The 21,830-nt window shown below is 37.8% G+C and carries 3 protein-coding genes; all 3 read left to right on the plus strand.

Annotated features, from left to right (window positions below):
- The first annotated feature begins 30 nt into the window (after positions 1-30).
- The 3 genes from Q0910_RS04275 (at position 31) to Q0910_RS04285 (ending at position 21,815) form a co-directional block, all read left to right on the plus strand.
- On the plus strand, positions 31-14,985 hold the full coding sequence (locus Q0910_RS04275; RefSeq protein ID WP_299212940.1) for a T9SS type B sorting domain-containing protein: 14,955 nt from the start codon (positions 31-33) through the stop codon (positions 14,983-14,985).
- A 5-nt stretch (positions 14,986-14,990) separates the two neighbouring features.
- Positions 14,991-15,968, plus strand: coding sequence for a type IX secretion system membrane protein PorP/SprF (locus Q0910_RS04280; protein ID WP_299212942.1), 978 nt, complete (start codon positions 14,991-14,993; stop codon positions 15,966-15,968).
- A gap of 129 nt (positions 15,969-16,097) precedes the next feature.
- A complete protein-coding gene (locus Q0910_RS04285) occupies positions 16,098-21,815 on the plus strand; it encodes a PA domain-containing protein (protein WP_299212944.1) in 5,718 nt (1,905 codons plus the stop codon).
- Positions 21,816-21,830: the final 15 nt, after the last annotated feature.

Here is a 21,830-nt window from a genome sequence, read left to right on the forward strand (position 1 = left end):
ATGAACAACACAACTCAAAATAAGCAGCTTATGAAAACACTATTACCCAAAAAAGCTGTACTGTTAATGATATTAATTGTTTTCGGTACCATAAGCAACATAAATGCTCAAGAATCAGTTCCTATTACTCCTAGACCAGGGGCACAATTCAGTAATATTAGGGGAAACATGGTGATGACAGGTAATGACATCGTTGGTGTAATTGAAGATGATGATGGAACTACTTTTACCAATCCCAATAGAAACTATAATGGTAATGATAATAATGGTAATTATACTACTGCTTTTATCGATGTAGATAATGACCCTACTACTTTTAGTTCTAGTGAGGCCGGTTTAACTGTGCCTAGAGAAGACTGTAGTAGACTGGTATATGCGGGATTGTATTGGTCGGCTAACTATTATATGGCCAGACAAGATAGCCCTATTGATTTTACCAATAATGAGATATCAACTAATTCAGATACAAATATCGCTTTAATTATTAATAATGGTCCTTTAGCGCAACAATATACAGCAAGAAATTCTGAGTTTAGTAGTGATAACTCTGATGTTGAATTTAGTCCTGTAACGTCATATTTGGTAGTGGCACAACCGGTAAATGGTTGTGGTATTACAAATGCTACAGACCTAAATGGTAATATTGCGGTTATTAGGGATGGTGGAAGTTGTTCTTTGCGTGAAAAAGTAGTAAACGCGCAGAATGCAGGTGCAGTTGGAGTTGTGATAGTAAATGATGGAGGTCTTTTACCAAGAATGACAGGTGATGGACCTACGATAAATATTCCTTCTGTTTCTGTAGGAAATGATGATATTAGTAATGCTAATTTCACTAATGGAGATTTAATACCACTACTCCAAGCAGAAACCAACGTTGTATTAGCAACTTTATCAACTACTGGTGACGATTGGTTGTCTAGTCTTCCTCTTACAGATCCAAGAAAACAAGGCCCTGCAGATTTTAGAGATATAAAATTTAAGGTTCCAGGAGGTACCTATGTAGACGTAACTGCTAGTAGTGTTGTTTTTGATGGATATAGAAATACACCTACAAATCCTCTGGGAGACAATGCTAATGATGAGGTACCTTATGTTTGTTATGCAGACGTAACCAGCTTATTAGATCCTGCTAATCCTTTTGGTACGTATACGGTTGCCAATATGAACGCCACTCAAGGTTTTACCACTGGTAGTGACGGAGCCTGTGGAGGATGGTTTCTGGTAACCGTTTATGAAGATCAACAAGAGTCTGCTAAATTTATTAGTGTAAGTGATGGATTTGTTCAAATTTTCAGTGGTCAGGATCCATTACAGTTTACATATAGTGGATTTACAACACCTTCTGGAGTAAATGAACCCGTTAATGTACGTTATGGTACCGCTTCTTTAGAAGGTGATACTAGTTTAGGGGGAGATGAATTAAGAATAGTTAATACATTGGGTGGACTTACTGCATTAGGACAGGGTAATGCAACTGCGAACCCGACAACCAATTTTTTCAATGGATCTATATCTATTGATGGTGTTTATATTAATGATCGAACCCCGAATTCTCAGAATACACAAGGGTTTGACATGGATATTTTTGAACTTCCTAATGTTACAAAGGATTTAGTTGGTAATGGACAAACATCTGCTACCTTCGAGTTATTTACAGATCGTGATAGATATAGTGTATTTTTTAACGCCTTTTCCGTTACCATCATAGAACCTGAATTAAGGATTATTAAAAAAGTTTTTGATTTAGATGGTTCTACAGAAATAACAGGTGGCAATGTAGAGTTAGGCGATGAAGTTTTTTATGACCTGGAAATTGAAAACATCGGTAATGAAGATTTTGTTGATGGTACAGTAATTATTACAGATGTTTTACCTCCTAACACTAATTTATTAGGAGTAGTTGATGCTACATTACCACCAGGAGTTACCTATACCGAAATATCACCAGGAGTATTACAGTTTAATATTCCTGCAAGTATCGTAGAAACTCCCAATGACGAACCAATTGGAGAAGGGGATGCGCCTATTTTTATACGTTTTAGAGCACAGCTGGTAAGTAGTTGTGAGGAATTAAGAGATGCTTGTTCTGATGTAATTACAAACTCGGCTACAGCTACATATACTGGATTACAATCCGGTACTCCCGGAAGTACTACAAGTAGCTCGCAATTAGGAGTTTGTGGAGATCAGTTAAATGAAGCTTCTAATATACTAGTTAATATTCCTGCGTGTCAATTAGATGTTACTTTTTGTAATGATGACTTATTGTTAGTAGCAGGTACTGGTTATAATCAATATACGTTAACAGGCCCTGGTATAGCAACTCCAATTGTGCAAACAGGTCCAGGGGCTAATGTTTTTGATGTCCCTAATCCCCAAACAGGAACGTACACTATTGTTAAAGAAGATACTGATGGTGTTGAGCCTAGCTGTATGTCGCTTACAGAAGAGTTTACGGTAGAAGATTTTAGAGATATTGCAAATCCTGTTTTGGATTATGTTAATGGTACAACCATAGTAACAGAAGATTGTAGTGGAGTTCCAATTCCACAAATTCTGTTATGTGGTAATCAAACCTTATTGCTAGAAACCAATTTTGATCCATCTAGTTTGGATGATATTTCCTGGCAACGATTAGTTCCTTCAGGATCTTGTGTTTTGGACCCCAATGACCCGTGTTCTTTGTTAGACGGTAATTGTACGGATGCCAATTGGGTAGAAGTTACAGGTGGAAATACTCCAAACTATACAGTTTCAGAAGCTGGTGATTATAGAATTCTTGCTGAGTTTGATGGAGGGTGTGAGATACCGTTTTATTTTAGTGTATTTAAAAATGACTATCAACCAATGCTAGATGCAAACCCTATAGAATGTGGTAGTGATGGTAGTGTGACTGTAGTAAATGTGCCAACTAACTTTGGCTTTAGTTTGACTTCTGGAGGGCCATATTCTGATCCTTTAGACCCAGATAATGGAACATTTATTATTTCGACAGCTGGAGATGTAACGGTTTACGCAATTGATACAACTTTTCCTGGATGTGAATATACAGCTACAATTAATGTACCTTCTATTGATCCATCTTTTAGCGTAACAGGTGTTGATCCTAGTTGTATTAATGATGATAACGGAACAGGATTTGGTCAAATTAATATTAGTGTAACAGGAGGAATTCCTGAGTACCAATATACAATTTCGAGTCCTGCATTAGGAGCGGCAGATCCAATTATTGTTCCTAATAGTAGCGCTAACAACGGAAATTATACACAGAATAATTTACCTGCAGGAACGTATACGGTAGAGGTAATTTCTAATAGACCTACACCAGAATGTGTTTTTGATGCAACGGTGACTATCAACCCTGCACCTGCTTTTGATGCAGAGGTGGTATTATTAGCACCTGAAACTTGTGATAGTGGAGCTTTAGTGCAAGTAAACGTTTTAAATGGTTCAGGAAACTACTTATATGATAACGGGGATGGTAATTTCGTAGCTTGTAATATTTTCGAGATTCCTAGTCCTGCAAACCCAGCTACTACATATACCTTTAGAATAAGTGATAATAGTGTTCCTAGTGGTTCACCAGCTTGTGTTATTTCTGCAAGTATTGATAATATAACGCCGTATGAGCCAATTGTAATTGACAATGTTACGGTTACTCAACCTCCTTGTCCTGGAGACACAGGACAAATACGAGTAGATGTTTCACCAACGGTAGCAGGAAGATTATACACATATCAACTTTGGGATTGTGCAGCAGATCCAAATTGTGGTAATGGCATTAGCGATCCTGCAGATCCGAGCGATGAAGACCCAAGTTTATGGACATTGGTTAATGATATTAGTTCTACAGGAAGTCAAACGATTACTTTTACAGGAGTTCCTGACGGCAATTCATATGTAGTTCAAGTAACTCACGCTAATACTACACCTGCAATTACAAATCCTGACTGTTCTTTTCCGGTACCAGAGCCAATAATATGTCCAGTTACACAATATGGATTTTCTATTAGCTCTCCAACAGGAATTACCGCTGATGTTACTTTAGATAGGCCTTTAAGTTGTATTGTTGGTAGTGAAGATGCTATCATACAAGTAGATAATATAGCAGGAGGTTCTGGTTCTTATGAATGGAGTTTAGATAATGTTACGTTTACAAATATAACAACTACTCCGTTTGATATTTTGGTAAATACGGACGGATCTTATACAGTATATATTAGAAATCAAGGCAGCGGAGATTGTGCTGCTCCTTTTTCTATAGATGTTCCAGCGCTTATACCAATCACTGCGATTACGTTTACTCCTGGTGATGGAGATTGTACCAATCAAAGTTCTGATGTTAGTTTTGAAGCACAACCTGCATTATCAGCAGCTGATATAGCCGCTGGTGTTGTTTATGAGTATGATGTATCTCCTGATCCCGCAACGGGAACTGGTGCAACTGGTAATACTGGTTTTTTAACAACTAATAGTTATACTATTGCTCAAGGTATTACTTACACCGTTACAGCAAGAAGAAGTGACGATCAATGTACATTTAGCGATGATTATAGAGTAGACGTTATAGATCCAATAGATATCACAAATGCTGTGGAAACTACTCCGGTAGTATGTGTCGCAGAAAGTAATGGAGCATTATCTTTTAATGTTATTAATAGCACGTCTTTTGATTATACTGTTAGATTAACATCTAGTGGAGCAGTTGTTGATTCTGGAAATGGTATTACAACAAGCCCTGTAAATGTTACAGGATTAGCAGCAGGAAATTATACGATAACAGTTACGGACACGAATCCTGGCGGTTCAGGATCGCCATTAAATTGTTCTGATACTACTACAGTAGATGTTACAGAACCTGCAACACCGCTTACTTTTACGACTACTGCCACAGAAACTAATTGTGGAGCAAGTACAGGAACTATTACTGTTACTGCTGCTGGAGGTAGAGGAAACTATCAATACAGATTGGTAGATAGTGGAGCAGCGGTAATTGTTGACTATCCTAATACCAATAATGTATTTACCGGATTAGCAGCAGATACATATACAATTTTTGTTAGAGATGGTAATTCTGCTACTGCTTGTGAAATCAATAATACCGAGACAATAGTTCAATCTGCTTCACCTACGATTGCTTTGGCAGCAGGTGGAGATCCTTGTTATGATGGAACTGATCAGGCTAGTCAGTGGATTACGATTACTCCTGGAATTCCGGCACCCTTAGGTCCTTTCGAGTATAGCTTGAACGGAGGAACCGGGGTAGCGGTAACATTTTTGGGAGCGCCGGCAAATACCTTTGAGATACCTAATTTAACTCCTGGTAGTTATACGGTAGTTGTAACCAATACAGCTACAAATTGCTCTACAGCGGCGTTACCTTTTACAATAAATCCAGAGTTAACGATCAATGCAACTTTAGCGAATGATATTAACTGTAATGCAGATGCAAGTATAACCTTCGCTGCTGCTGGAGGAAGTACAGTATATACCCAGTTTGATTTGTATGCGCAAGGAACACCACCTACGTTAGTACAAGCAAATATTACATCTCCTCATGGGGTAAATACTCCTGGTGATTATGTAATTCAGGTTACTGACGATCAGGGATGTACTGCTTTTTCCAATCCAGTGACGGTTACTGCATACGAAGCAATTGCTACAAGTGCTCCGGTAGTTACGAATCCAAATTGTCCTACAGACAATGGAAGCATAGAAATAACTGTCACCGCAGGAGAAGGACCATTCACTTATGTGTTAGATGGTGATATAACTACTACACAAGGCCCAACAGGAACTGGCCCTATAATATTTAATAATGTTTCCGTTGGTGCACATACCATAACAATTACAGATGGAACTGGTGCAAGCCCTGCGTGTACATTAGATGTAAATGCAACAATAACGGCCCCAGTAGCGATTGATGCTGATGCAGTTGCTTCGGATTATAGATGTGATGCCTCAGGCTCGAGTACGACACCACAATTAGCAGATATTACGGTGACGATAAACAATCCGGGAGATGCAGTAGCACCATTTGAATATAGTATTGACGGTGTGACTTGGCAAGCATCTAACGTGTTTACCGGGTTAGCGGATGGAACTTATATAGTATATGTTAGAGGTGCGAATACCGTTTCGTGTCCGGTAATTGCAGACACAATAGTTATTGAGCCTTTAGTTCAGGTAACAGACCTTTCTTTTGCTGCCACACAAGTTCAGTGTCCGGCACTTACAGCAGATGTTACTGTAACAGCTACTCTTGATGGAACAAGTACTGTCGAATATGAAATTATAGCCCCAATAACGGTAGGTCCTCAACCATCCAATGTATTCACAGGTTTAACTTCTGGTACTACCTATACGTTCTTGGCAAGAACTGATACAGATGGTTGTGTATATACAGAAACTTTTACAGTTCCTACGATAGATTTTATAGCGGTTAACGGAACGGTTGTTTCTGAGCCTTCTTGTAATGGTTTTACTGATGGAGAACTTTCGTTTACAGTTTCAGGAATTGATTTAACGGCGACAACGTATACTTATACAGTAAACGGAGGAACACGTTCTGCACCAACCAATGTGGCTACTACCAATATTGGTAGCCTGGGAGCTGGAGTATATGTGATAGAAGTAAGAGATGAAACGACGTTATGTACTGCTCCGACAACTATTACATTGACAGACCCTGCGGTTTTAACCGCTAGCGCTGTTGTTAACCCAACATTGACTTGTACTGCTGATGCAACAATTACAGTAACTGCAGCAGGCGGAAATGGAGGATATCAATACGAATTATTCGATAGTACTCCAACTTCTATAGCAGGACCTCAAGCTAGTAATGTGTTTACTGTGAGCACAGCAGATACGTATACAATTACGGTAACTGATTCTGAAAGTTGTAATGTTAGTACTACGGCAATTGTAGTTGATCCAACACCAATAGCTGCAACTATTGATGCAGGCTCAGATTTCTGTTTAGATGATGGAGTAGTTAGTTTTACGATAAATATTGATGGAACAAATACGGGTACTCCAGATTACATTTATAATGTTGCTCTTGGTGGAACCATTGTTATACCAGACACCAATGTAGGTGCACTTACAACTTTTACAACAACTCCTGCATTAACACAGGCAGGTATCTATACCATAACAATCACAGATAGTAATGGTTGTTCGGTAGCACTTACCGAAACTATAGAAGAAGCAGTAACCCTTGATGTTACTCAAGTAGATATTGCCTGTAATGCTGCAGGTATTGCCCAAGATGCTTCCTTTTCTTTTGTGGTGAATGGAGGATATGCGCCATATGATATTGCAGTATCTTTTAATAGCGGAGCGTTTGTAGATCACGTTACTAATGTAATAGCGCCTTTCACGGATTATATTGCTACCTCTGGAGCTGGAACATATGAATTCAGAGTAACGGATGATAGAGGGTGTACATTTACTACATCGACATTTACTGTTACAGATCCTGTCGCTCCAACGATTACAGCACCAACGGTTAATGTAGATTGTTTTGGAGATACAGGTACTGCTGTGATTACCGTTACCGGTACAGAAACTCCATATGAAATTGATTTTAATGGAGCTGGTTTTGTAACTATTACTGGAACACAAATAACATTCCCTAATTTAGCTGAGAATACCTACAACTTTACTGTAAGAAGTAGTAGAGGTTGTTTATATTCTGATACTGTAGAAATTGCTGCACCCGATGAGATTGTAGAGACTTTTAGAGATGAAGAGCCCGTTACTTGTGGTGGATCCGTTATTGTTACGGAGTTAGGTGCTATAGATTTAGAAATTGCAGGTGGGACTGGACCATACATCTATACATTGGTAGATGCAAGTGATGTATCTGTAAGACCACTTGTTCCTTCTCCGAATACGACTACCGTTCCAAACCCTACTTTACCAACAGCTTCTACTACAGTTCGTTTTGAAGGATTAAACTTTGGTCAATATTTTATTTTTGTAGAGGATGTTAATGGTTGTGTGTCGAATCCAGACCCAATCGGTCCTTTTAATATATTCTCTCCTATTAATGATTTGGATCCGCAGATAACACCTTCTGGAACCTGTCCAGGTGGAGTTACTTTCGATGTTCTGATTGTTGGAGGTTCAGGTGTAAATCCACCGATAAATCCACCACCAGGGTTTGATATCCGAATTGTAGGAGAACCTTCTCCTGGATTAGGAGATTTTGTTCCTTTGAATGATCTTGTGACCGGGCCTACTGCAGTGGATGCCAATACACCGATAAGAGATCATAGATATACAGGATTAGATTTTAATAGAACATATATAGTAGAGGTAAGAGATAATGAAACCAATTGTTTATACCAAGAGCTAGTGGCTCCGGAGCCACCACCGTCTGCTCCTAATATCGATAATTTTGTGCCTACAGATGTAACCTGTAATGAAACTCCTGCCTTGAATAATGGCCAAATTAGTTTCGAAATTTCTGGATATGACCCTTCAGTAACACAAGTATCTTGGGAGGTATTTGATCAGTTTACTAATGTGTCTTTAGATGTAACATTTGCGCCAACCGTGTATTCAGGGTCTTCACCCGTTGTTAGTCCTGCAGCGCTGCCGGTTACAATTTCCAACTTCCCTCCTGGAAGATATTATCTGGTAGTTAGGGAAGATAATGGTACGTTATGTCCTAATAGACAGGATTTTGAGATTGATATTCCAGATCCGTTGATATCCGTAGATACGAATCAGACTCCAGCAAATAGCTGTGGAACGAATGCACAAGTAATTATGGATACTGAAGGAGGTACGCCTTTTGCAATTCCTCCAACTGCGGATGGATATACGTATGCATTAGTACCATCACCATCCGTAGATCCTGGTACGTATCCTTTAAACAGTAATGTGATCGATTTAGGAAACACTAATGGACAAGTACAAGACATCTGGGTTGCTGATTCTAGGGGATGTAGTTTTGGGCCAGTTACGGTAACTACCGTGGTAAATCCGCTACCAACTGTTGTAGCTAGTTTCATCGATGACTGTGCGTATGATAATAGTAATGTAATTGATGTGGATGGAACCGGTCTAGGAACTTTGTTATATCAATTAGATGGAGGAACTGCTGTTACGGGTAGTATTGATAATAATAACCATCAGTTTATTGTCTCAACTCCGGGATCTTATGTTATTACAATTACCGATGAGACGGGTTGTTCAGTAGATACGCTTCCGGTAGTTGTTTATGATGAATTAGTGATCAGCGCTGCGTTTACCACAGCTCCTGATTGTGAAAATGCAACAGGTGTTATTACTACTACAATTACATCAGGTGCCGTGATAGGTAGTGGGTTGACATACGTACTACAAGATGGAATGGGAACACCAACTACTAACACAACGGGTGATGCTACCGGAATTTACACTGGAGTTGCACCAGGTAGTTATATAGTTGTCGCTACCGATGATGGACGTGGAGCTATGGCTCCATTCTGTTCATTCTCTGCTCCGGTAAGTATAGATGCTCCAACACCGCCAATTTTAGTAACAGATACTTCTCTGGTAACCTGTATAGGTGATACAGATGGTGTAATAACGGCCGCGTTAACAGCTGTATCGACAGATGCAGATCCAGCCGTGACCTATCAATATGAAATTATTGCCGGACCGGTGACAAGACCTTTACAGACAAGCCCTATTTTCTCAGGTTTAGGAATTGGAACGTATACAGTACAAGTAACAGTTACAAAACCAAATGGCGCATTAAATGTGATTTGTATTGATACAGAGGATTATATTATCGACCAACCTACAGATCCTACGGCAACCGTTGCATTAGAAACACCGTATGGATGTACGGGAGCTGTGATAAATCTTCCTGTTATTACGGTTGACAACTTTAGTGGAGGTAATGCACCTTATACTATATCGTATACAGATCCTTCAGGGAATGTAGTTGGACCAATAGACCCAGCAACTCTGGATACAGATGCAGTTACAGCAGGTATTCAGATTATAGCTAATGAAGCTGGAAATTATACATTTACTGTGTTTGATGTAAACAATTGTCCAAATCCATTGGCACCATTTAACATTCCTGCATTCCCGGTAATGACAGACGCAGTTGTAAACCTGGTTACAGGTATTAACTGTACGACCAATACCGAGGAAGTAACCGTAACAGTTACCGGAGGAACAGGACCATTTGATTTTATTGAAATCAATGGAGCTGTACCATCTCAATTAGGAGTTCCATCAGGAGGTGCTACCACAACAAGTGGTTCATTCTTCTTACCAGGAGTTGGTAATTATACATTTAGAGTATTTGATCAAGGAACCCAATGTTCTATAGAAACACTGCCTTATGAAATAGGGCCATATGATACTATAGAAGCTAATATAGCAGTAGTAACTCCAGATATTTTATGTTTCGGAGATGCTACAGGAAATATTGAACTTACCGTAACAGGACATACAGGACCTTATGATTATACGGTAACAAATACAACTACAGGTACTGTAACAGGACCAATAGGGGCAGATACTACAGTACAAAACCCTATTACTATTACTGGCCTGGAGGCTGGAAACATTGAGGTTTCTATAATAGACCCTATTTCTACTTGTAATGATATATCGAATGTTGTTACTATTACACAACCAGCAGAGCTGCTATTGACGTTAGATTCAAACATCAACGCGAATTGTAATGATGATGGTAGGGTTGTTGTAATTGCTTCTGGAGGAACAGCTCCTTATACTTTTACGGCAACAGATGTGCCAAGTGGAGGAACATTTACAACTACAAGCACTACTGGAATATTTGATTTACCTGTTATTGGAGCTAGTACAGATTATACAATTAGTGTGGTTGATGACAATGCGTGTACTTCTAATCCGATATCTATAATAGTTACAGTAAATAGAACAGACAATCCTGTACTGAATCCACTTACTGTGGATGATGTATGTACCCACGATGGTAGCTATGTGATATCTGCTTCAGGAACTAGTAACGTGGCTTCGCCACCAGGTTCAGGAGAGTTAAGATTCCAATTAGATGCTGGTGTGATCGAAGATGCTAATAATGGAATTATAGCACATACATTTACGGTTTCTACACCAGGGACATATTCGGTGACAGCTTATGATGAAAATGGATGTCCATCGAATGTAGAAACGATAACAATTTTACCTGAATTAACAGCGACAGCAGATTTTACAGCAGATCCTACGTGTAGAGATACTGACGGTACAATAACTGTTACAGTTACTGGAGGATCAGACTTTAGTACTAATCCTGGTAATTTCACTTTTACTCTAAGAGATGAAGCTACGAACGCAATTGTTTTAGGACCTCAGATTGGGAATAATATATTCACTCCTGTAGCCGCAGGAGATTATATAGTAGAAGTTTCAGATGTAAATATTCCTACTATTACGACACCGTGTACTATAACAATTGATGTACCGGAACTTACTGTTCCATTAGATCCAATACCTTCAGCATCTTCGACTGCTGTTAGTTGTATAGGAGCAACTGATGGAACTGTTACAGTTACTTTGCAGGCAGGTACTGATTTGGATGGTCCATATACATATCAAATATTTGTGGATAATGCAGGTGTACCAGGTGCTCAAGTAGGAGTTGATCAAGTTGACAATCCTGTATTTACGGATTTACCATTTGGAGATTACATTGTAGTTGTTACATCTGATAGAAGCTGTTCTGGTCAAGTACCGGTTACTGTAGCTAATGCTACGCAAGTTGCTGTGGCAATATCACAAAGCCCATATAGTTGTGCTGCAGATAATAGTTCGGTGTTCCCGATAATTACTGTTACAATAACTGCGGGAACTGCACCATATAGTATTTCGTACGAAACACCTTCTGGGGTAGTTATTACTGAGCTAAATATTGCTGATGCAAATACAAGTACTCCTGAAATAGATTATGAAATTACTGCAGATGAAGAAGGCGATTATTTAATTTCTGTGACTGATAGTAATAGTTGTACAACGAACCCTATTACGGAAACTGAGACGGTAGCACCATTCCCAATTATGACGAATCCAGCGGTTGCCATAGTTACAGATATTACCTGTGCAGTAGATGAAGAAGTTACAGTATCTGTACAAGGTGGATCGGGTGATTTCTTATTCGAGCTAATTGATAATACAGGAACAGTAATTAATCCACCAGTTCCGGTGGATACTCCTGCAGGAACTTTTACTGCTAACTTTATATTACCAAGACCTTTAGGTATCTATACATTCAGAATAACAGATCAAATTACGATGTGTACTATTACTGTTACCCACGAAATTGATGAGTTTGATTTTGTTGAATTGATTGCTGCACAAGAAACTCCTGAATCTTGTTTAGGAGATGCAGATGGTACTATAAACATTTCAATTACAGGATATACAGGTCCGTATAACTTTACGATCCTTGATGAAAACGGAAATCCAACAGCGTTCTCTGGAACAGGAGATACAACAACGGATCCTAATCCGTATATATTACCTGTATTATTACCTCAAGGAGTGTATATTGTAGAGATTGTAGAAACGGCTGATCCATTATGTACTGAACGATCTAATGCTGTAGCTGTAATGGGACCAGGTGCTCCAATTGTCACTGCAATATCACCAATAAATACTGTCGAGTCATGTTTACCTGGTGCTGATGGATCGTTCCAGGCATCAGTAACCGGAGCTCAAGGAGCAGTAACATATACATTAACTCCAGGAGGGATTACGAATACTACTGGACTGTTTGAAAACTTAACTGCTGGTTTATATACTGTTACTGCAGAAGATAGCCAGGGATGTACTGACGATGAGCAATTTACAATACAAGCACCAAATGCTATTATTGTAGATCCAATTGCGGACAGCAATGTAACTTGTTTTGAGGATACAGATGGCAGTATTACTGTTGTTGCTAGTGGAGGTCAAGGACCTGGAACATATCTGTATACATTAACATTCCCTGATGGTGTAACCACAAGTGGACCTCAGTCTATTGCCGTATTTAATAATTTAGGTGCTGGAACGTATACAATTACGGTTTCTGATAATCTTAATTGTACAGCAACCACAACAGCAGTAATTAACGAACCAAGCGAGGTTACTGTGAATATCGATAGTGTAACACAGGTAACGTGTGATATTAATACCATAGACGTTACAATTAGTGGTACTAGTGATGTTGCTATAACCGAATACTATTATGTAGATCAAAATGGTAATCAAGTAGCAAACGGCGGATCTGGAGTTTTCACAGGTCTTGGAGCAGGAGAGTATCAGTTCTTTGTAGAAGATGTAAACGGATGTAGATCTCAGTTATCATCACCAGTTCCTGTTATACCAATTAATCAGATAGCAATTACTTTAGATCTGAGCGCTGCAAATATTAACTGTTTCAATGAAGAAACAGCAATTATAGATGCTTCGGTAACAGGTGGTATTGGAGACTATATTTTTGAATTGACAAATAACACAACTGCTCAGACTTGGGGTCCACAGAGCGAAAGTGAATTCACGAATCTACCTCCAGGAAACTACACATATTTAGTAAGGAGTGATAGAAACTGTGTTTCTCAAGTTGATTTTGATATTATAAACCCTGCAGAATTTGAGAATATCCCTCCTGAGATTACGGATGTAGTATGTTTTGGAGAAGATAATGGATCCATTATTGTATTCGCGACTGGAGGTACAGGATTGTACTCATTCGCTATAAGTACTGACCCAGGTCAATTCTTTAATGATGAGTCAGATAATGTGCCTAATCAGCATACATTTACGAACCTTGTTCCTGGAGTGTATCAAGTATTTGCACAAGATTCTAATGGTTGTGGGCAAGTATACGATGTAACAATTGGAGAACCAGATCAGTTAATGGCTAATATTGTGGGCTCAGTAACAGCAGAGACGTGTGCTGACGCTAACGATGGAGCAGTTACTATAGACATTACAGGTGGGACACCTCCTTATTTTACAAGTATTACAAATAATGACAGTGATTTTGTAGAAGGAATGTTGACGTATATGGATCTTCCAGGAGGTATTACTAATATCTTTATTAGAGATTCTAATGATTGTCCAATTACCTTACCTGTGGATATTCCAGAGGGAGTTATTCTTAACGGGATAATGAGCCCAAGAGCAGATTGTCCTATTTATAATGCCGATGGTACGGTGAGTCAACTACCTGTGTATTATATAGACATTATATTAGGTGATAATTCTGTGGATACAGACATCTTATACAATCTAGTTTCTTTAGACGGCGGTGTTAGTCCGGGTGATAGTCTATCTCCAACATTTACGGTGGAACCAGGCGAATATCAAGGTACTATGACATATGTTCCTTCAGGATGTGTATTTGATCTTGGAACAATAACCATTGAACCATATATTCCTTTACTTCCGCCTGTTGCGGTTATGACTAATGATCCTCAAGATCCAAATGAATATGAAATTCTATTAGGAGGAACCGAACCATACAATAATAGTTATACTTATTTTGTTGCTATTATACCTAATGGTTTAACAATAAATGACTTAACAGATGCTGATTACAGAGAATTGGACACAAATATTTTCTCGATTGATGAAACTAGTTTTTATGCTCTTAGAGTAGTCGATAATAGTTTTAATGATTGTCCAATAACTGCGTCACAAGAGTTAACATTTATCAATATTGTTATCCCTAATTACTTTACTCCTGATGGAGATGGTACTAATGATATGTGGTATCCAAGACAGGATCCTTTTAGGGACCCATTCTTCTTTGGAAACATGGAGGTTAAGGTATTCGACAGATATGGTAGATTATTAGCAGAATTTGTAGGAGATCAAGGCACAAATAATGGTTGGGACGGAATTTACCAAGGAAGTGAATTGCCATCTGGAGATTATTGGTTTACAATTATCCTGAATGATATTGATAATAGAGAGTTTACAGGTCACTTTACTTTATACAGATAATAAGTATGAGAACGTACACAAGACATATGATAATAGCTATAGTTTTATTAATAACTATAGCAGGCAATAGAAGTTATGCGCAGGAGTTTTTTGCACCGGTTCAGAACCAGTATATCGCAGATAACCCATATTTAATTTCCAGTGCCTATGCAGGAGTTGGTGATTGCTGGCAGGTCCGTGCTTCCGGTTTTGAACAATGGGTAGATATTGCAGATGCTCCGGGGACTCAATCGATATCTATAGATGGTCGTATTTCTGATCGTTCAGGGGTGGGTGCAATCTTGTTTAACGATAAAAACGGAGCTACCTCACAGAAAGGTGTTCAATTGTCCTTTGCACATCACTTAACGTTAAACGAGTATACCAATCAGTATTTATCTTTTGGTATTAGCTATAAGTTTACACAGTTTGGTATTGATACTTCGCAGTTTAATGATGGAGATCCTAACTTACCGCCTAGTGAATCCTTAGAGAACGTATCGGTGAATAACTCTAATTTTGATATTGGTGTATTATATCGTTTGGGGAGATTTTTCTTAAGTGCTAATGCTGTAAATTTATTACGTAAGGAGATTGATGATTTTTTTCCAACTGAGCCTTCATCGATACAAAATTATTTTGTGTATTCCGGGTATACCTTTTATGATCGATTTAGTGATATAGAAATAGAACCATCAGTGTTATATCAGAATTTTGCAGGTGATGGCAGAAGCACAGCAGATTTAAACTTAAAGGTAAGGAAGTTACATAGAGGAGATTACTATTGGGCAGGAGTGAGTCTTAGATCATTAGTGGATCAGGATTTTAAACCGCTATCAGTATCACCAATGATCGGTATCAAAAAGTCCAACTTTTATGTAGCCTATGGATATCAAATCAATATAAATGAGGTATTTGATGCAAGTAATGCCGCAGGATCCCATATGATTACCCTAGGAATAGACTTCGGGTGTAGACAAAGTAAATGTGGATGTACCTATTAGAATATATTTAAGTAAAAAAATATTTGTAAATACCTATTCTTTTTGGATAGGTATTTATAGTTTAAGGATAATTACTTTTGTGAAAGTTTAATAATAAAGATTTTACAATACATTAATAGAAGACGAAGAATGAAGAAAAAATTACATTGTGGAGTATTATTAATGTGCTTGATATGGTCAAGCACATCAATTTTTAGTCAAGAAACAGTTCCTTTTCAGATCAGAAAATCTATTTCAGGCGTTAAAGGAGATTTGATTATGACTGGTAATGATATTGTCGGAGTTATTGAAGACGATGATGGAAACAGATTTATGGATCCTAATAGAAATTACAATGACACAGACAATAATGGTAATTTTGTGACTGCATATATAGATGTAGACAATGACCCTACTACTTTTAGTTCTAGTGAAGCAGGTTTATCCGCTCCCAATGAAGAGTGCAGTACACTAGTATATGCCGGGTTGTATTGGTCAGCAAATTATTATATGGCTAGGGCGAGTACTCCAAATAATTTTATAGATGACGAAATTGGAAGTTTTGCTGACACTAATACGGCCTTAATTATTAATAATGGCCCTTTAGCACAACAGTATATAGTAAGAAACTCTGAGTTTGATAATGACAATTCCGATATACAATTAAGTCCTGTAACCTCTTATCTAGTAGTTGCACAGCCGGTTGATGGATGTAATATCACCAATGCCTCAGAATTAACAGGCAATATCGCTGTTATTAGAGATGGAGGCAGTTGTTTTTTAAGAGAAAAAGTTGTGAATGCCCAGAACGCAGGAGCTGTGGGAGTTGTTATTGTTAACGACGGAGGTTTTTTGCCAAGACTAACTGGTAATGGTCCTGTAATAAACATTCCATCCGTTTCTATAGGAAATGATGATATAACAAATGCCAATTTCACTGGCGGGGATATAGTAACACTTCTAGAAGCGGAGACCAATGTTGTTTTAGCCACTTTATCAACAGATCAAGGAGATGATTTTTTAACAGGTTTACCTCTAATCGATTCAAGAAAACAAGGTCCTGCAGATTTTAGAAATATAAAATTTAAGGTTCCAGGTGGCACTTATGTAGATGTTACAGCTAATAGCGTTGTTTTTGATGGGTATAGTAATACACCAACAAATCCTTTGGGAGATACTGCTATAGATGAATTACCGTATGTGTGTTATGCTGATGTTACTGGACTATTGGATCAGGATAATCTTTTTGGCACATATACCGTGGCAGATATGAATGCTACTCAAGGATTTACCAGTGGTGGAGATGGAGCCTGTGGAGGTTGGGTATTAGTAGCTGTATATGAAGACCCGCAAGATGAGACAAAATATATAAGTGTTAGTGATGGATTTACTCAGATATTTAGTGGAGGTGCACCAGTAGAGTTTACATATAGTGGATTTACTACACCACAAGGAAATCAACCAGTGGCTGTACGTTATGGGGTAGCATCTTTGGAAGGTGATTTTAGTTTAAATGGAGACCAACTAAACGTATTGAATACAAGTGGTAATTATACCGCATTAGGACAAGGACTGGGCACAGCAAATCCATCTACAAACTTTTTTAATAGTTCGATCTCGTCAGATGGAGCATATATCACGGATAGAACTCCTAATTCGCAAAATACTCAAGGATTTGATGTAGATATTTTTGATATTCCAAATCCGGGAAATTCAATTATTGGAAATGCCCAAACTTCAGCAATATTTCAATTAAAAACAGATAGAGATAGGTTTAGCGTTTTCTTAAATTCTTTTTCCACTACTATTATAGAGCCGGAACTTAGCGTGGTACAACGAGTTTTTGACGCTGATGGTATAACCGAAATCACAGGAGGAAATGTGGAACCAGGAGATGAGATTTTTTATGATTTAGAAATAGAAAATATTGGAAATGAGGATTTGGTTGATGGATCCTTAATAATAACTGATATGCTTCCGGCTAATACAAATTTATTAGGAGTTGTCGACGCTACATTACCATCAGGAGTAACATATGTAGAGATATCACCAGGAGTATTACAATTTAATATACCTTCAAGTTTAGTTGAAACCTCTAATGACGATCCTGTAGGAGAAGGGGATGCCCCTATTTTCATTCGATTTAGAGTACAAGTAGTGTCAAGTTGCGAAGAATTAAGAGATGTCTGTTCTAATAGTATTCAAAATTCTTTAGATGTGTCATATACTGGTTCAATTTCGGGTATAGAAGTAAGCACATCGGGTAATGTTCCTTCAGGAGCCTGTGGGAATGTGGGAGGCAACATTGCTAACGTTTTAGTAAATGTTCCTGCGTGTGAAATAAATGTTGGTATTTGTAATAATGATTTATTATTAACAGCAGGTACTGGTTATAATCAATATACATGGTCAGGTCCCGGAATTGCTACACCTGTAGTAACAACTGTAAATTTCTATCAGGTTCCGATTCCTCAAGGCGGTTTATATACTGTGATAAAAGAGGATGTAGATGGAATAGATCCTCAGTGTATGACACTGACTGAAGAATTTGTTGTTCAGGATATTAGAGACATACAGAATCCTATTTTAGATTACGTAAACGGTGCAACGGTAGTGTCAGAAGATTGTAGTGGTGTTTCCATTCCGCAAATCTTACTATGTGGTGATCAAACAATGCTGTTAGAAACTAATTTTGATAATGTTTCTTGGCAACGATTAACCCCTTCAGGATCTTGTGTGCTAGATGCTAATGACCCTTGTTCACTATTAGATGGTAATTGTACAGATGTCAATTGGGTGGAAGTTACAGATGGAGACACTCCAAATTACACAGTTTCAGAATCTGGTGATTATAGAATTCTTGCGGAGTTTGATGGTGGATGTATTGTACCATTTTATTTTAGTGTGTCTAAGAATGATTATCAACCAGAGTTAACCATGAACCCTATCGGATGTGGTAGCGATGGTAGTGTGAGCGTGGTAAATGTCCCTACTAATTTTGGATTTAGTTTGACTTCTGGAGGACCGTATACCAATACTACGGGAATTTTTCCAATTTCTACAGCTGGAGATGTAACAGTTTATGCAATCGACACAACTTCACTGGGATGTGAATTTACAGCTACAATTAATGTTCCTGCTATTGATCCTGTTGTGACAGTAAGTACTTTTGATATACTATGTGAAGGTGATTTAGGACAAGTACAGATATCTGTAGTAGATGGAATAGAACCATATTTTTATAGGTTATCAGATGCATTTACAGGAATCATAATCGAGCAAGTGCAAACCAATAATAATGATTTTGTTTTTACTAATTTACCGGCAGGTAATTATATAATTGAAGTAACTTCTTCTGATGGTACTTGTAATTTTGTAGAGAATGTTGTGGTAACAGAACCTAACCCTCTCCATGCAGTAATTGTATCCCAAACACCAGCCAATTGTAATACTTTGTCAGAACTAGTTGTAAATGGACAAGGAGGAACAGCTCCGTATCAATATGCATTCGTTTTAGATGGTATAGCAGCACCATCAATTTATGCAGAAAATAATATACTAATGTTGGACCCTACTATAGGTTTGGATTGGGATATTTATGTACAAGATGCTAATGGGTGTGGTTTTGGGCCTTTAGATGTTACGATTACTACAAATGTAGCCCCTATATTAAACCCATTACCCTTATTTGTTGATGACCCTTGCTTATTTGATGGTAATTATTCATTTACTGCTACTGCTAGTGGTATTGGTCAGTTAACATATCAATTAAATGATGGGGTTCAGGTGCCTGGTAATATAACAAATAATGAACATCAATTTATAGTCACAACTCCTGGAAATTATACAGTTACAGTATACGACCAAAATGGTTGTTCTTCCAATATTGAAACGATTACTGTTTTTGAAGAATTAATCGTAGATGCCCAAGTAACGGTTCAACCTACGTGTCAAAATTTTGATGGAGTAATTACAGTTACGGTATCAGGAGGTTCTGATTTTACTATAAATCCAGATAATTTTACTTTTGAATTAACGGATGCCACAGGAAGTGTTGTAACCTTAAATGGTGTAAATGGGAATGTATTTACTGGTATTTCTGCTGGAATAATATATAATATATCCGTCATTGATAGCGGAATAGGTTCTATGGAAGGATGTACATCATCTACGGATATTTTTATTGAAACACCACCTGCTTTGACCAATCCCGCAGTTACATTGATTGATAGGATTACGTGTGTCAACTCTGCAGAGGTCGTGTCAGTATCAATTAACAATATAGGAGAAAACAATACAGGATATGAATTCGATGTATTGCCTGAAGGAGGCCCTGATATTCAGATAATCACAGAAACTGATGGATTGGGAGCGATTTCTGCAAATTTCAATTTATCATCAGTGGGAGATTACACCTTTAGAATAACTGATCTAGATACGGGATGTTCTATTGATTCCGCTCCGTATGTGGTTTTACCATTTGATACCATAGAAGCTAGTGCCAGTTTAGTATCAGATATTATTTGTTATGGAACGAGTACAGGTACAATTGATCTAAATGTAACAGGGTATGTAGGATCCTATAACTATACAGTAACTAATACAGTAACCAATACTGCTGTAATATCAAGTTTTGCGAATACTACAAACGATCCATTATTGATTAATAACCTTGCGACAGGAATCTATGAGATTCTTGTGGAATCGTTAGAGGCTCCATTCTGTAGTCTGGTCACTAATAGTATTACTATAACTGAACCATCAGAGCTTTCAGTATCTTTAACATCTCAGGATGTAACAACCTGTAATGGTATCGAAAATGGCTCTATAACGGTTACTGTTGATGGTGGGACTGCTCCATATATTTATTCTTTATATGATAGTGATTCTAACCCATTATTTATCTTTTTACAGGATGATATAGATGGGGTAGCTGGACAGCATGTTTTTGATGGTTTGGTATCTGGAAACTATATTGTACAGGTGCAGGACGCAAATGGGTGTACATTAAATGTTTCCGATATTACCATCAATCAATCGGTTGTGGAAATACAATTAGAAGTTACACCAGTGTCTACAAATGATGATGGAGTAATCGTTGTAAATGCATCTGGTGGAATTGGAGGATATACTTATGAGTTGTTAGATGCTATAGATAATTCTGTGATTATTTCCGCTCAAAGCAGTAATATACTATTAGTAAATACAGCAGGAGATTACAAGGTTAGAGTTATAGATAGTAATGGATGTTATTATTATCAAACGGTAACAGTAGAAACTACTGAAGAAAATCCAATTCTGGATTATGCAGAAGAAATTCTTTTCTGCACAATTACCGGGCAAAGCTATCCTGTAATTACAATTCAGGACGAAAACGGAGAAGTTTTAGATGTACCTTTTACAAATGTATTATCAATTGTTTGGCAACAATTGGATGATATTTCTTGTAATAGACCTCTAGATGAAACGTGCCCAACAACCGATGATAGTTGTAGTTCTGATTGGTTTGATTTCGAAACTGGCACCGGCTGTGTAATTACCGAACCTGGAGAATATAGAGTTGTTATTACATTCAATACCAGATCTAGGGTTAGTACACAAGTATACTACTTTAGAGCAAATGCTAGTGTTCTTGGCGTAGAAGATATTTTAAATCCGAATGTTAACCTGTATCCAAACCCTGGAGATACAATGGTTAATATCAACATCGAAGTGAGAAGTATTAGAGTTTTTGATGTATCTGGAAAGACGGTATTAGAAACATCCCAAAAAACTTTTGATATTAGTCATCTCGAAAAGGGAGTTTATTTTACTGAAGTTGAAACTATGACAGGAATTAGAACAATTATTAAACTACTGAAAGAGTAGAATAAGAAAAATATT

This window comes from uncultured Aquimarina sp. (assembly GCF_947495315.1).
GTDB lineage: Bacteria > Bacteroidota > Bacteroidia > Flavobacteriales > Flavobacteriaceae > Aquimarina.

What these genes read in the sequence shown, in the direction of transcription:
- Q0910_RS04275 (WP_299212940.1), top strand. Translation starts at nt 31, where the DNA reads ATGAAAACACTATTACCCAAAAAAGCTGTACTGTTAATGATATTAATT.
- Q0910_RS04280 (WP_299212942.1), top strand. Translation starts at nt 14,991, where the DNA reads ATGAGAACGTACACAAGACATATGATAATAGCTATAGTTTTATTAATA.
- Q0910_RS04285 (WP_299212944.1), top strand. Translation starts at nt 16,098, where the DNA reads ATGAAGAAAAAATTACATTGTGGAGTATTATTAATGTGCTTGATATGG.